Source organism: Pseudomonas sp. NFR09 (assembly GCF_900111535.1).
Classification (GTDB): Bacteria; Pseudomonadota; Gammaproteobacteria; order Pseudomonadales; family Pseudomonadaceae; genus Aquipseudomonas; species Aquipseudomonas extremorientalis.
The window spans coordinates 607,548-620,110 of record NZ_FOIH01000001.1; the positions used below are offsets into that span (position 1 = coordinate 607,548).

16 protein-coding genes are annotated in these 12,563 nt (G+C 61.1%); 6 read left to right on the top strand and 10 right to left on the bottom strand.

Annotated elements, in window-relative coordinates:
• Nucleotides 1-31 precede the first annotated feature (31 nt).
• Complete coding sequence (locus BMX59_RS02695; protein WP_170856024.1) at nucleotides 32-1,195, top strand: 1-acyl-sn-glycerol-3-phosphate acyltransferase; 1,164 nt, start codon at nucleotides 32-34, stop codon at nucleotides 1,193-1,195.
• Nucleotides 1,196-1,253: 58 nt separating this feature from the next.
• On the opposite strand, the gene BMX59_RS02700 is transcribed toward BMX59_RS02695, so the two are convergent.
• Nucleotides 1,254-1,511 (bottom strand): hypothetical protein, encoded by a 258-nt coding sequence (locus BMX59_RS02700; protein ID WP_092240764.1) that lies wholly within the window; start codon nucleotides 1,509-1,511, stop codon nucleotides 1,254-1,256.
• Nucleotides 1,512-1,694: 183 nt separating this feature from the next.
• Here BMX59_RS02700 and BMX59_RS02705 point away from each other — a divergent pair, with 183 nt between their 5' ends.
• Nucleotides 1,695-1,904, top strand: a complete 210-nt coding sequence (locus tag BMX59_RS02705; RefSeq protein ID WP_092240762.1) for a hypothetical protein — start codon at nucleotides 1,695-1,697, stop codon at nucleotides 1,902-1,904.
• A gap of 56 nt (nucleotides 1,905-1,960) precedes the next feature.
• Here the strand turns inward: BMX59_RS02705 and BMX59_RS02710 are convergent, their stop codons facing one another.
• A complete protein-coding gene (locus BMX59_RS02710) occupies nucleotides 1,961-2,548 on the bottom strand; it encodes a YajG family lipoprotein (RefSeq protein WP_071491162.1) in 588 nt (195 codons plus the stop codon).
• 194 nt (nucleotides 2,549-2,742) lie between these two features.
• Here BMX59_RS02710 and BMX59_RS02715 point away from each other — a divergent pair, with 194 nt between their 5' ends.
• A complete protein-coding gene (locus BMX59_RS02715; protein ID WP_071491161.1) occupies nucleotides 2,743-2,976 on the top strand; it encodes a hypothetical protein in 234 nt (77 codons plus the stop codon).
• 8 nt (nucleotides 2,977-2,984) lie between these two features.
• On the opposite strand, the gene BMX59_RS30025 is transcribed toward BMX59_RS02715, so the two are convergent.
• Complete coding sequence (locus tag BMX59_RS30025) at nucleotides 2,985-3,239, bottom strand: hypothetical protein (RefSeq protein WP_139212845.1); 255 nt, start codon at nucleotides 3,237-3,239, stop codon at nucleotides 2,985-2,987.
• Nucleotides 3,240-3,695: 456 nt separating this feature from the next.
• Here BMX59_RS30025 and mqo point away from each other — a divergent pair, with 456 nt between their 5' ends.
• Entirely contained in the window at nucleotides 3,696-5,204 is a 1,509-nt protein-coding gene (mqo, locus tag BMX59_RS02720) for a malate dehydrogenase (quinone) (protein ID WP_093119815.1), read from the top strand.
• A 69-nt stretch (nucleotides 5,205-5,273) separates the two neighbouring features.
• Here the strand turns inward: mqo and BMX59_RS02725 are convergent, their stop codons facing one another.
• The 4 genes from BMX59_RS02725 to BMX59_RS02740 all read right to left on the bottom strand — a co-directional run bounded on the left by BMX59_RS02725 (nucleotide 5,274) and on the right by BMX59_RS02740 (nucleotide 7,186).
• Nucleotides 5,274-5,561, bottom strand: coding sequence for a PA4642 family protein (locus BMX59_RS02725; RefSeq protein WP_058422979.1), 288 nt, complete (start codon nucleotides 5,559-5,561; stop codon nucleotides 5,274-5,276).
• Nucleotides 5,562-5,636: 75 nt separating this feature from the next.
• The gene (locus BMX59_RS02730) at nucleotides 5,637-6,122 is read right to left on the bottom strand and encodes a hypothetical protein (protein WP_071491159.1); all 486 of its coding nucleotides are present in this window, start codon (nucleotides 6,120-6,122) and stop codon (nucleotides 5,637-5,639) included.
• Nucleotides 6,123-6,157: 35 nt separating this feature from the next.
• Nucleotides 6,158-6,625 (bottom strand): WbuC family cupin fold metalloprotein, encoded by a 468-nt coding sequence (locus BMX59_RS02735; protein ID WP_093119817.1) that lies wholly within the window; start codon nucleotides 6,623-6,625, stop codon nucleotides 6,158-6,160.
• 3 nt (nucleotides 6,626-6,628) lie between these two features.
• Nucleotides 6,629-7,186, bottom strand: a complete 558-nt coding sequence (locus BMX59_RS02740; RefSeq protein WP_058422982.1) for a hypoxanthine-guanine phosphoribosyltransferase — start codon at nucleotides 7,184-7,186, stop codon at nucleotides 6,629-6,631.
• 164 nt (nucleotides 7,187-7,350) lie between these two features.
• Between BMX59_RS02740 and upp the strand changes: the two genes are divergently transcribed.
• Nucleotides 7,351-7,989 carry a uracil phosphoribosyltransferase gene (upp, locus tag BMX59_RS02745; protein WP_024073483.1) on the top strand — a complete coding sequence of 213 codons (639 nt, stop codon included), beginning with the start codon at nucleotides 7,351-7,353 and terminating at the stop codon, nucleotides 7,987-7,989.
• A 2-nt stretch (nucleotides 7,990-7,991) separates the two neighbouring features.
• On the top strand, nucleotides 7,992-9,266 hold the full coding sequence (locus BMX59_RS02750; protein WP_058422983.1) for a uracil-xanthine permease family protein: 1,275 nt from the start codon (nucleotides 7,992-7,994) through the stop codon (nucleotides 9,264-9,266).
• Nucleotides 9,267-9,392: 126 nt separating this feature from the next.
• Here the strand turns inward: BMX59_RS02750 and hisC are convergent, their stop codons facing one another.
• The 3 genes from hisC to hisG all read right to left on the bottom strand — a co-directional run bounded on the left by hisC (nucleotide 9,393) and on the right by hisG (nucleotide 12,534).
• Nucleotides 9,393-10,445, bottom strand: coding sequence for a histidinol-phosphate transaminase (gene hisC / locus BMX59_RS02755; protein ID WP_093119820.1), 1,053 nt, complete (start codon nucleotides 10,443-10,445; stop codon nucleotides 9,393-9,395).
• Between the two features lie 3 nt (nucleotides 10,446-10,448).
• Nucleotides 10,449-11,771 carry a histidinol dehydrogenase gene (hisD, locus tag BMX59_RS02760; RefSeq protein WP_092240750.1) on the bottom strand — a complete coding sequence of 441 codons (1,323 nt, stop codon included), beginning with the start codon at nucleotides 11,769-11,771 and terminating at the stop codon, nucleotides 10,449-10,451.
• Between the two features lie 127 nt (nucleotides 11,772-11,898).
• A complete protein-coding gene (gene hisG / locus BMX59_RS02765; protein WP_003188599.1) occupies nucleotides 11,899-12,534 on the bottom strand; it encodes an ATP phosphoribosyltransferase in 636 nt (211 codons plus the stop codon).
• Nucleotides 12,535-12,563: the final 29 nt, after the last annotated feature.

Below are 12,563 nucleotides of genomic sequence, written 5' to 3' on the forward strand. Positions count from 1 at the left end.
TTACCCTAGCCGTTTCTAACAAGAGAGCATGATGGGCGAATTCGATACCATCCGACCTTACAACGACAGCGAAGTCCCGGCAGTGCTGGCACGTCTGTTCAGTGACAAGGCCTTTCTGGACATCCTGACCCACTTCCGCTTCCCGCGCTTCGCCGGCGCCCTGGGCTGGCTGCTCAAGCCGATGATCGCCCGCAAACTGCGCCGTGAATTCGCCGGCGTCACCACCGTGGCCACGCTGCAGGACAAAGTCGAGTACTACGTCGACCACACCATTGACCGGGCGACCGACGGCGTGACCTACACCGGGGTCGAGCAGCTCAAGTCCGGCACCGCCTACCTGTTCCTGGCCAACCACCGCGATATCGTGATGGACCCGGCCTTCGTCAACTATGCGGTATACCACGCCGGCCTGCCGACACCTCGCATCGCCATTGGCGACAACCTGCTGCAAAAGCCGTTTGTCAGCGACCTGATGCGCCTGAACAAGAGTTTCATCGTGCACCGCTCGATCACCGGGCGCAAAGAGAAGATGGCGGCGTATCAGCTGCTGTCGGCCTACATCAACCATTCGATCCGCAACGACGGTGCGTCGATCTGGATCGCCCAGGCCGAAGGGCGCGCCAAGGATGGAGATGACCGTACCGAGTCGGCGATCCTCAAGATGTTCCACGTCAGCCGCAAGGACGAGCCGTTTGCCGAGGTGATCCAGTCGCTGAACCTGACGCCGGTGTCCATCAGCTACGAATACGACCCGTGTGATTCAGCCAAGGCCCGCGAACTGTACATCCGCGCGACCACTGGCACCTACGTCAAGGCGCAGGGCGAAGATGATGTGAGCATTGCCCTGGGCATCACCGGCTACAAGGGTCGCGTGCACATTAACTTCGCGCCGCCGATTACCGAGCGTTTCGAAGACACCAAGTTGCTGGCCGCAGAAATGGACCGGCAGATTCTGGGGGGCTACCGGTTGTTCCCGGTGCATTACCTGGCCTACGCCCAGTGGAGCGACGCCGACCCTCAATTGCAGGTGCCGACGGCGGCCGAAGTGTTCCCGGCTGATGAACTGGCCAAGGCGAAGGCGGAGTGGGAGCGACGTCTGAATGACTGCCCGGCTGAGCACCGGCCGTTCCTGGTGGTGCAATATGCGACGCCGGTGCGCAATCAGTATCGGGTCAAGGCCGGCATTCCTCTGTAACACACCGCTCCAAATGTGGGAGGGGCAAGCCCCCTCCCACATGTGCTTTGTGGCGTGTTTAAAGATGGGTGCTGAGCCAGGAGATGGCCAGCGCCACGCCCAGGCAGGCAAACCCGACGCGGTAAGCCAGGCGATGCGCCCGTTCGGTGCGCACATCCAGAAACAACATCGGCTGATCAATTGCGCGATCTTCGCTCTGCGCGGTGAGGTCGGCCATGGCGCGCTGTTCGCGCAGGCGGGTAATGAACAGCAGCGCCGCGCCGGGACAGGCCACGGCCAAAGCAACAACATTGGTCAAAAGTGCGGGCAGCGCCATCGCAAACCTCGGCAAAACAGTGTTTTGGTATCGGTTCAGATACAAACCTGAACGATAGTGGCCTCCGGCGCCTGAAATGCTCCCTCCCCCATTGACGGCTAATGTATCCAGTAATTTACAGCGTCACCTGAACGTCACCTTAACAAGCCACTCTGTTGCCCTTCGACGTTTCAGGAGCTTGTCATGCTGCACGCGCAAAACCAGGATCGGCTGTATCTGATCGCCCCGAGCGATGAGCAGGAAGCGCTGATCGGCGGCCTGGCCTTCAACGTCCAGGACCGCCACTGGCTGGTGTATTGCGCCCTTGGCGGACACCAGCATGCCGACCTGCCGGAGGCCGATCTGTTGACCGGGGTGAGCCTGCTGGATTTCTGTATCGACACGGCTGCATGAAACTGAAGACGAAAAAAAACCGGGCTCAGTGATGAGCCCGGCTTTTTAAGGACCGGTTATTGCGCGCTGAGCAACGAACCGATGCTTGGGTCCTTGAACAGGCGGGTCAAGGCATCGCTCAGCACGTCGCTGACCAATTTGGTGTTGGTTTCCTGGTTCGGCGACATACCGAAACGCTGGTTCAGGGACGCACCGTAGCGGCCGCTGTAGCGACGGGTGCCGGCGGTGACGTCGGACTTGAAGGTGGCGCCGATGGACGCTTCGGTCACGTACAGGCCGTCTTTAGGCGACTGGTACTTCAATTCGGCCAGGGTGATCGTCAACTGCGGAGCACCCGGCGCGTTGGGGCTCGGGGTGAAACCCAGCAGGCGCACGGCAGCTTCGGCCTGGGCCTGCAGCTTGGGCAGTACGTCTTGAGCGTTCACCGAGACCAGGGCGGTTTCCGGATACAGGCCGCCGCGCGAACCGAGCGTAGGCGACGGACGACCATCCACCACACGCACCGACACCGGCTGGCCATGACCCACGGGGGCCAACTGCGTGGTGATTTTTGGTTCCGGGGTCAGTTGTTGCGGGCTGTTGGCGCAGCCAACCAGGGTCAAACTGGTCACAGTGATCAAACCGAACAACAGGCGTTGCAACATGCTCTTCTCTCCAGAAATCGGGTACCGACAGGCGGGCAGTATAGCGGTGCGCCAGTGCCGGGAACTAGCGCCAGTTACAACCTGAGACCTGCACAGACTGTAGCGGTTCGATGTCACTGATATGTCACGTCTGATACACAGGGCCGTCATGCCCGACAGGCAAGCTTGGCCCCAATTTCAAGAGGTCTGTCGCCATGCAATTTCTCTGGTCACTGTTCACGCGTAAACCTGCCCTTCGCCAGTTCGCCCTGCTCGATGTGCAAGGCCGTTGCCAGGCCTTCAAAGAGTGCTGCCAGCCTCCTGTAGGCGACGGCTGGGTGGAAATCGATGAAATCCGCCTGAGCTGGATGCACCACCCGCTGCCGGCCAGCGCCCGTGTCAGCCCACGTGCAGCGCAGCCGTCGCGTCACCAACCGTTGGCCGCCTGACCGAACGCCTAATAAAAGTCATAAAACACGCCCATTTCCCTGGCGTTCTTCGCTACAATCTCCCCCCGATTATAAGGACGTCTCCTGATCGGGCCTCGCAGCATCGTTAATGCCTCGGCATTAGCTCCAAGAATCGCCCACAGAGAGCCGCCCACACAGATCGAGTGAAGCTGGCGCGCTTGCTGTTTTCTTTGCAAACCACCCGCCTTTGCCGAATCTGCCAGAGCTGCCATTGCGCTCGGCCACTTGAGTTGTTTGCCCATTTTGCCGCGTGTCGGCTAGGGGCCAGGTGCCAGGCTGGGGCAGCCCTTTTTTGAGGTTCACGTCTTCAAAAGAGCGTGAAAAAACGGGTTTTCACAACTTCACAAGAGTGTGGCGAGCAAATGAATAGTTTGGCGTTTGTACAAGCACCATCAGCGTCTGGAACAGCCCAACCACACAGGATCGAGTACTCCTCAACAACGGGAGCTTGAGCCTGTCCGCTACGGATTGGTTGCACGAATCGCACGCTTTGACCATAAGTCGAATTGCCACAGGCGCCCATGAATGCGTTCATAGGCAGATTAGCCCGGCAGGAAGCGTGCGCTGAACATGCAAAGAATTGCGAATCGGACATGGCGATTCTGGCCATGGGTAACCTGGGGCAACACGTGAACCGCCCCATCACTCCTGGCAGCCATGCCGTCAATTTGGTGCTGCAGATTTTGGAGACGCGTTAAATGGCGCATAACGAAGCAGTCGACGTAGTACTGGTAGGGGCCGGCATCATGAGCGCCACCCTGGCCGTACTGCTCAAAGAGCTCGACCCCGGCCTGAAGCTGGAAGTCGTTGAGCTGATGGATTCGGGTGCCGCGGAAAGTTCCAACCCGTGGAACAACGCCGGTACCGGCCACGCCGGGCTGTGTGAGCTGAACTACACGCCGCAGGCCGCCGATGGCTCCATCGACATCAAGAAAGCCGTGCACATCAACACCCAATTCGAGGTGTCGAAGCAGTTCTGGGCGTACCTGACCAAAAAGGGCACCTTTGGCTCGTCCAGGTCCTTTATCAGCCCGGTGCCGCACCTGAGCTTCGTGCAGGGCGAAAAAGGCGTGTCCTTCCTCAAGAAGCGCTTTGAAACCCTCAGCCAGCACCACGCGTTTTCGGACATGCACTACACCGAAGACCGTAGCGAGATGGCCGAGTGGATGCCGCTGATGATGCCGGGGCGTCCGCTCGACGAGAAAATCGCAGCCACCCGTGTAATGAACGGCACGGACGTGAATTTCGGCGCGCTGACCAACCAGTTGCTCAGCCACCTGACCAGCTCGGCAGACGCCCAGGTCAAGTACAGCAAGCGCGTCACCGGCCTCAAGCGCAACGGCGCGGGCTGGACCGTAAGCATCAAGGACGTCAACAGCGGCAGCAGCCGCGAAGTCGACGCCAGGTTCGTGTTCCTCGGCGCCGGCGGCGCGGCCCTGCCGCTGCTGCAAGCCTCGGGCATCGAAGAAAGCAAAGGCTTTGGCGGCTTCCCGGTCAGCGGCCAGTGGCTGCGTTGCGACAACCCGGAAGTGGTCAAGCACCACCAGGCCAAGGTCTACAGCCAGGCTGCCGTGGGTTCGCCGCCGATGTCCGTGCCGCACCTGGACACCCGCGTGGTCGATGGCAAGAAGTCCCTGCTGTTCGGGCCTTACGCAGGTTTCACCACCAAGTTCCTCAAGCACGGCTCGTTCCTCGACCTGCCGCTGTCGGTTCGCGCCGGCAACATCGGCCCGATGCTGGCCGTGGCCCGCGACAACATGGACTTGACCAAGTACCTGGTCAGCGAAGTGATGCAGTCCATGGAACAGCGCCTGGAATCCCTGCGCCGCTTCTACCCCGAGGCGAAAGCCGAAGACTGGCGCCTGGAAGTGGCCGGCCAACGGGTGCAGATCATCAAGAAAGACCCGAAAAAAGGCGGCGTGCTGCAATTCGGCACCGAGCTGGTCGCGGCGAAAGACGGCACGCTCGCAGCACTGCTCGGCGCGTCCCCGGGTGCTTCGGTGACCGTTTCGATCATGCTGGAGTTGATCGAGAAGTGCTTCCCGGAAAAAGCCGCAGGTGAGTGGGCTGCCAAACTGCACGAGATCTTCCCGGCCCGTGAAAAGGTCCTGGAAACGGATGCCGAGCTGTATCGCAAGATCAACACGCAGAACAACATCAGCCTGGAACTGGTTGAGCCTGCCGCCGAGACCGAGAGCTACGCTTGAGGCCTTGAGGCAATAAAAAACGCCCCGTTCTCGGCATGAGAACGGGGCGTTTTTTTGTGTATCGGATAATCAGCCGCGAGCGTTTTCGATCAGTTCGATGTACTCGTCCGCGTTGCGCTGGTCCTTGATCAGGTCGACGAAGGTCTGGCCATGCGCATCCTTGCCGTCGAGGTCCAGGCCGGCTTCCTTGAAGAAACCCAGGAACCGCTCGAAATCGTCGATACGCAGGCCACGGTAGGCCTTGATCAGCTTGTGCAGGGACGGAGAAGTTGCGTCGACCGGCTCGAAGTCCAGGAACAACTTGATCTGATCGTCGCCGATCTCGTCACCAATCACCTGTTTCTTATCTTTACGCATTACCGACTCCAGCCTGCAGACATTTACACGGGGTTTGAAGTCTACCTGCGGGGCGCGGGCTTGTGTAGGCGGGGCCTACCTGGCTTTAACCGCACCCGTGTGCAAATCCGCCCAGATATGCCCGTTGGCATAACTGAGGAACTGCACATACACCGTGTCATTGCGCAGCAGGTCGACAATCACCCGGTATTGGGCCAAGGGGTAAGACAGCGTCAGGGTTTTGCTGGAGTCGTCATACACCGGCTTTTTCAGGCTTTTGCTTTCGGCGTCGAAATTGAGCACCACCTGGGCGATGGTCGCACCTTTGTTCAGGGACTTGCCCTTGAGACGGATCATCAGCGGCGAGGTCACCGGGATCGGCTGCTGGCTGGACTGGCGCTGGTTGCCCACCACCACCGCGTAGTCGGTGACTTGCAACAGTTGCTGCTGCTCCGGCGCTTCAGCGCGCAGGGTCAGGTCGTCCGAAGGCAGGAATTGGCTGTGCATCGGCGCAGGCGCGGCAGCCAGCGGCAAACTGAGGGTCAGCGCCAGGGCGGCGCAGGTGCGTATCAACAGGCTCATGGGCCGCTCCGGCAAGGTGGGCCCAGCACTGTAGCTCAATCGAACTGGGCAAGCATCCAGCGTTGGTACTCGGCCACACCGGCCTCGCCTTCGCGGGGCGCCCAGTCGGGCTGTTCGCCCTCGCCCACCGGACGATAAGGCCCGGCCTTGCACTCGAACATCACCGTGTCGGGCTCCAGCACCACCAGGCCATGAAACACGCCCGGCGGCAGATCGACACCGGCGCATTCACCGCCGGCCTGCATGACACGCTTGGCAACGACCTCGCCGGTTTCGTTGAAGACCAGCAAGCCCAAGCGGCCCTGCAGCACCAGCAAGGTTTCTGCCTTGTCCGCACTCAGGTGCCGATGCGGCGGTACATAAGTGTCAGGTTGCAGGCCCACCGCCAGGCGATGGCAGGGTTCTTCCATCTGGTGGAAGTTATGGTGGTGCCGGCCACGGGGGTGGATGGCCGCTTTCTCGGCCAGTTCGGCAAACAGCGTCTGATCAAGAAAACGGGCCATGGCTTACATCCCTTTGACGGCGAAAATCCCGTTGGCGTTGCGCCAGTAGCCTTTGTAGTCCATGCCGTAACCGAAGATGTAGCGGTCGATGCACGGCAGGCCGACGTAATCGGCTTTCAGGTCCGGACGCGCCTTGCGGTCGTGGTCCTTGTCGATCAGCACGGCGGTGTGCACTTTGCGCGCGCCGGCATGTTTGCAGAAGTCGATGATCGCGCCCAGGGTATGACCTTCGTCGAGGATGTCGTCGATGATCAGCACGTCGCGGTCGATGAACGAGACTTCCGGCTTGGCCTTCCAGAACAGGTCGCCGCCGCTGGTTTCGTTGCGATAACGGGTGGCGTGCAGATAGGACGCCTCCAACGGGAATTGCAGGTGGGTCAGCAATTTGCCGGCGAAGATCAGGCCACCGTTCATCACGCAGAAGACCACCGGGTTGGTGTCGGCCATTTCGCGGCTGATGTGTGCGCCAACCTTGGCGATCGCTTCTTCGACTTGCGCTTCGGTGTACAGGCAGTCAGCCTCGCGCATGATTTGACGGATATGCTCGAGATCAGCGGACATGGCGCTCTCCAAGGGGGTGCTGTGGCAAGAAAAGCGGGCGAAGGTACGCTTCTCGTGCGCTCCGAGCAAGCCTTAATGGACTAACGTACTAGATGTCTATAGGACAACACCCTCGGATAGATTAATCTAGGCCGGTTTTTTTGCCCGCCGCCGGAGCCTTTCCCATGCCCACTCGCGAGATCCGCCACCCGCTGATCCGACACAAGCTCGGCCTTATGCGCCGCGCCGACATTAGCACGAAGAACTTCCGTGAGCTTGCTCAGGAAGTCGGAGCGTTGCTCACCTACGAAGCGACCAAGGATTTACCTTTGGAGAGCTACGAAATCCCTGGTTGGGCCGGTCCCGTCCAGGTCGAGAAAATCGCCGGTAAGAAAATCACCGTGGTGCCGATCCTGCGCGCCGGTATCGGCATGCTCGAAGGCGTCCTCAGCCTGATACCGGGCGCCAAGGTCAGCGCCGTGGGCGTGGCCCGCAACGAAGAAACCTTGCAGGCCCACACCTACCTGGAAAAACTCGTCCCGGAAATCAACGAGCGCCTGGCGATGATCATCGACCCGATGCTCGCCACCGGCAGCTCCATGGTTGCCACTATCGATCTGCTGAAAAAAGCCGGCTGCAAGGACATACGCGCCATGGTGCTGGTGGCCGCGCCCGAAGGCATTGCCGCCGTCGAGAAGGCCCACCCGGATGTGCAGATCTACACCGCCTCCATCGACGAGCGCCTGAATGAACACGGCTACATCATCCCAGGCCTGGGCGATGCCGGTGACAAGATCTTCGGCACCAAGCAGAAGGACGCGTGAGCATGCAGGATGAATTCAACGACCCGCTTTGGCGCCAGATCCTGTCTGGCGCACAAATGCTCTTCGTAGCATTTGGTGCGCTGGTGTTGATGCCACTGATCACAGGTCTTGATCCAAACGTCGCACTGTTCACCGCTGGCCTGGGCACGTTGCTGTTCCAGGTGGTGACGGGGCGCCAGGTGCCGGTCTTCCTGGCATCGAGCTTTGCCTTCATTACCCCGATCATTCTCGCCAAGGGCCAGTTCGGCCTCGCGGCGACCATGGGCGGGGTGATGGCGGCGGGTTTCGTGTACACCTTCCTGGGCCTGGCGGTGAAGATCAAAGGCACCGGGTTTATCGACCGGTTGCTGCCGCCCGTGGTGATCGGGCCGGTGATCATCTCCATCGGCCTGGCCATGGCGCCGATTGCCGCGAACATGGCGATGGGTAAAGCCGGTGATGGCGCTGAGCTGATCCATTACCAGACCGCGATGATGATCTCGATGCCTGCGCTGCTGACCACCTTGATCGTGGCGGTGTTCGGCAAAGGCATTTTCCGCCTGGTGCCGATCATCTCCGGCGTGCTGGTGGGCTTCGCCATGTCGTTCTACTTTGGCGTGGTCGACACGGCGAAGATCGCGGCGGCCCCGTGGTTCGCCCTGCCCCACTTCACCGCGCCGGAATTCAACTGGCAGGCGATCCTGTTCATCGTCCCGGTGGCCCTGGCCCCGGCAATCGAACATATCGGCGGCGTGATTGCGGTGGGCAGCGTGACCGGTCGCGACTACTTGAAGAAGCCCGGCCTGCACCGCACCCTGCTGGGTGACGGCATTGCCACCACGGCTGCCGGTCTGTTCGGCGGCCCACCCAACACCACCTACGCCGAAGTGACCGGCGCGGTGATGCTGACCAAGAACTACAACCCGAAGATCATGACCTGGGCAGCGGTGTTTGCCATCAGCCTGGCGTTCATCGGCAAGTTCGGCGCGTTGCTGCAGAGCATTCCGGTGCCGGTGATGGGCGGGATTCTGTGCCTGCTGTTCGGCTCGATTGCCGCGGTGGGGATGAACACGCTGATCCGCCACAAGATCGACCTGGGCGAAGCGCGCAACCTGGTGATTGTATCGGTGACCCTGGTGTTCGGGATTGGCGGTGTGCTGGTCGGCACCGGCACCGGCCCGGATGACTTCGGCCTCAAGGGCATCGCCCTGTGTGCGGTGGTGGCGATTGGCTTGAACCTGCTGCTGCCGGGCAATGATGGTTGGAAGAACAAGAAGTCTGACGAGCCGTTGATCTAACCCACACCGTAGAACCCAATGTGGGAGGGGGCTTGCCCCCGATAGCAGTGTGTCAGTCAACGCATTAGCTGGCTGATACACCGCAATCGGGGGCAAGCCCCCTCCCACATTTGATTTCAGCGCTTGTTAGAGCTGGCCTAGACCATCGATCAACGCCTGGTTCTGCTCCGGCGTGCCGATGCTGATCCGCAGGAACTGGGCAATCCGCTCCTGCTTGAAGTGCCGCACGATCACCCCTTGCTCACGCAACTTGGCCGCCAGGCCCGCAGCGTCGTGCCGTGGGTGACGGGCAAAGATGAAGTTGGCTGCCGAGGGCAGCACTTCAAAGCCTTTCTCTTCCAGTTGCGCGACCAGCTTGTCGCGACTGTCGATCACCAACCGGCACGTCTTCTCGAAATACTCACGGTCCTCGAACGCCGCCGCTGCGCCAACAATCGCCAGGCGGTCCAGTGGATAGGAGTTGAAGCTGTTCTTGACCCGCTCCAGCGCCTCGATCAAGTCCGGGTGGCCCACGGCCAGGCCCACACGCAAACCGGCCAGTGAGCGCGATTTGGACAGGGTCTGGGTGACCAGCAGGTTCGGGTAGCGATCCACCAGGCTGATCGCGGTTTCACCGCCGAAGTCGATATAGGCTTCATCGACCACCACCACCGAATCCGGGCTGGCCTTGAGGATCTGCTCCACCGCGTCCAGCGCCAGCACGCAGCCGGTCGGCGCGTTCGGGTTGGGAAAAATGATCCCGCCGTTGGGCTTGGCGTAATCCGCCACGCGAATCTGGAACTGGTCATCCAGCGGCACCGGGTCGGACTTGATGCCATAAAGGCCGCAGTAAACCGGATAGAAGCTGTAGCTGATATCCGGGAACAGCAGCGGCAGGTCGTGCTGGAACAAACCGTGGAAGATGTGCGCCAGCACTTCGTCGGAACCGTTGCCGAGGAAGACTTTAGCGGCGTCGATCCCGTAATGCGTGGCCACCGCCTGTTTGAGCAGGTCGCTGTTGGGGTCCGGGTACAGGCGCAGGTTGTCATTCAACTCGGCCTGCATTGCCGCCAACGCTTTGGGCGACGGACCGTAGGGGTTTTCATTGGTATTGAGCTTGACCAGTTTGGTCAGCTTCGGTTGTTCACCGGGCACGTAAGGCACGAGGTCCTTGACGAAAGGGCTCCAGAATTTGCTCATGTCTCAGTTCCCCTTCTCTTCAAGGATGCGGTATTCGGCACTGCGGGCGTGCGCGCTGAGGGATTCACCACGGGCCAGCACCGAGGCAGTCTTGCCCAGCTCGGAAGCGCCCTGCGGCGAGCAGAAAATGATCGACGAACGCTTCTGGAAGTCATACACCCCCAGCGGCGACGAGAAACGCGCGGTGCCGGAAGTCGGCAGCACGTGGTTCGGGCCTGCGCAGTAGTCGCCCAGGGCCTCGCTGGTGTGGCGGCCCATGAAGATCGCACCGGCGTGGCGAATCGACGGCAGCCAGGCTTGTGGGTCGGCGACGGACAACTCCAGGTGCTCCGGCGCGATGCGGTTGGCCACGTCGATGGCTTGCTCCATGTCGCGCACCAGGATCAGCGCACCACGGCCATTGATCGATTTCTCGATGATCTCGGCGCGCTCCATGGTCGGCAGCAGCTTATTGATGCTGGCCGCGACCCTGTCGAGGAACTCGGCGTCCGGACTGACCAGGATCGCCTGGGCGTCTTCGTCGTGCTCGGCCTGGGAGAACAGGTCCATGGCGATCCAGTCCGGATCGGTCTGACCGTCGCACACCACGAGGATTTCCGAAGGGCCGGCGATCATGTCGATACCGACCTGGCCGAACACATGGCGCTTGGCAGTGGCAACATAGATGTTGCCGGGGCCGACCACTTTGTCGACCTTCGGTACGCTTTCAGTGCCATAGGCCAGGGCGGCAACGGCTTGGGCACCACCGATGGTGAAAACCCGATCGACACCGGCGATGCAGGCCGCTGCCAGCACCAGCTCGTTGATTTCACCACGCGGCGTCGGCACCACCATGACCACCTCGGTCACGCCCGCCACTTTGGCCGGGATCGCGTTCATCAGCACCGATGAAGGGTACGAAGCCTTGCCACCCGGCACGTACAAACCGGCGCGGTCCAGCGGCGTGACCTTCTGGCCCAGCACAGTACCGTCGGCCTCGGTGTAGCTCCAGGAGTCCTGTTTCTGTTTTTCGTGGTAGCTGCGCACACGCGCCGCCGCCACTTCCAGGGCTTCGCGCTGCGGCGCGGTGATGCGCGTCAGGGCCAGCTCCAGGCGTTCGCGGGGCAGGATCAGGTCAGCCATGGACTTGACGTCCAGACCGTCAAACTGGCGGGTGAAGTCCACCAGCGCCGCATCACCGCGCTCGCGCACGGCCTTGATGATGTCGAGCACCCGCTGGTTGACCGAATCGTCGGACACGCTTTCCCAGCTCAGCAGATGATCCAGATGATGGGCAAAATCCGGGTCGGCAGCGTTGAGTCGGGCAATTGCAGTGGACGTGGTCATAGCGAGGGCCTCATAGGATTGGCAAAAATGCTCAGGCGCCGAAAGTTAGCAGTCGATCCGCTTGGGCACCTGAGAATTCTGGCTATGAGGCGGATAGACGGGCGCGACCCAGGGCCGCGCGGGTAGGTCAACCGCGGTGTCGCGACTCCACTGCCTTGCGCAGCGTGTCGATCAACGCCTGGATACGGGCGTGCTGCATCTTCATCGATGCCTTGTTGACGATCAGACGGGAGCTGATGTCGGCAATGAAGTCCTGCGGCTCAAGACCGTTGGCGCGCAGGGTGTTACCGGTGTCGACCACGTCGATGATCTTGTCAGCCAGGCCGATCAATGGCGCCAGTTCCATCGAGCCGTAAAGCTTGATGATGTCGACCTGGCGGCCTTGCTCGGCGTAGTAGCGCTTGGCGACGTTGACGAACTTGGTCGCCACGCGCAGGCGGCCCTTCGGCTCCACATCACCGACACGGCCGGCGGTCATCAGCTTGCACAGGGCAATACGCAGGTCCAACGGCTCGTAAAGGCCCTGGCCACCGTATTCCATCAGCACGTCTTTACCGGCGACGCCGAGGTCGGCCGCGCCATGTTCAACGTAGGTCGGCACGTCGGTAGCGCGCACGATCAACAGGCGCACGTCGTCCTGGGTCGTGGGGATGATCAGCTTGCGGCTCTTGTCCGGATTCTCGGTCGGCACGATGCCCGCTTCAGCCAGAAGCGGCAACGTGTCGTCAAGGATGCGGCCCTTGGACAGTGCGATGGTCAACATGGGAAACGTCAGTCCTTTATCAGGCTATT

Coding starts and splice junctions, on each gene's coding strand:
- BMX59_RS30025 (WP_139212845.1), bottom strand. CDS start 3,239: ATGGGCAAACAACTCAAGTGGCCGAGCGCAATGGCAGCTCTGGCAGAT.
- BMX59_RS02725 (WP_058422979.1), bottom strand. CDS start 5,561: ATGCGTAAAGATAAGAAACAGGTGATTGGTGACGAGATCGGCGACGAT.
- mqo (WP_093119815.1), top strand. CDS start 3,696: ATGGCGCATAACGAAGCAGTCGACGTAGTACTGGTAGGGGCCGGCATC.
- BMX59_RS02730 (WP_071491159.1), bottom strand. CDS start 6,122: ATGAGCCTGTTGATACGCACCTGCGCCGCCCTGGCGCTGACCCTCAGT.
- BMX59_RS02715 (WP_071491161.1), top strand. CDS start 2,743: ATGCAATTTCTCTGGTCACTGTTCACGCGTAAACCTGCCCTTCGCCAG.
- BMX59_RS02735 (WP_093119817.1), bottom strand. CDS start 6,625: ATGGCCCGTTTTCTTGATCAGACGCTGTTTGCCGAACTGGCCGAGAAA.
- BMX59_RS02700 (WP_092240764.1), bottom strand. CDS start 1,511: ATGGCGCTGCCCGCACTTTTGACCAATGTTGTTGCTTTGGCCGTGGCC.
- BMX59_RS02740 (WP_058422982.1), bottom strand. CDS start 7,186: ATGTCCGCTGATCTCGAGCATATCCGTCAAATCATGCGCGAGGCTGAC.
- hisD (WP_092240750.1), bottom strand. CDS start 11,771: ATGACCACGTCCACTGCAATTGCCCGACTCAACGCTGCCGACCCGGAT.
- BMX59_RS02695 (WP_170856024.1), top strand. CDS start 32: ATGGGCGAATTCGATACCATCCGACCTTACAACGACAGCGAAGTCCCG.
- hisG (WP_003188599.1), bottom strand. CDS start 12,534: ATGTTGACCATCGCACTGTCCAAGGGCCGCATCCTTGACGACACGTTG.
- BMX59_RS02705 (WP_092240762.1), top strand. CDS start 1,695: ATGCTGCACGCGCAAAACCAGGATCGGCTGTATCTGATCGCCCCGAGC.
- upp (WP_024073483.1), top strand. CDS start 7,351: ATGCCCACTCGCGAGATCCGCCACCCGCTGATCCGACACAAGCTCGGC.
- BMX59_RS02710 (WP_071491162.1), bottom strand. CDS start 2,548: ATGTTGCAACGCCTGTTGTTCGGTTTGATCACTGTGACCAGTTTGACC.
- BMX59_RS02750 (WP_058422983.1), top strand. CDS start 7,992: ATGCAGGATGAATTCAACGACCCGCTTTGGCGCCAGATCCTGTCTGGC.
- hisC (WP_093119820.1), bottom strand. CDS start 10,445: ATGAGCAAATTCTGGAGCCCTTTCGTCAAGGACCTCGTGCCTTACGTG.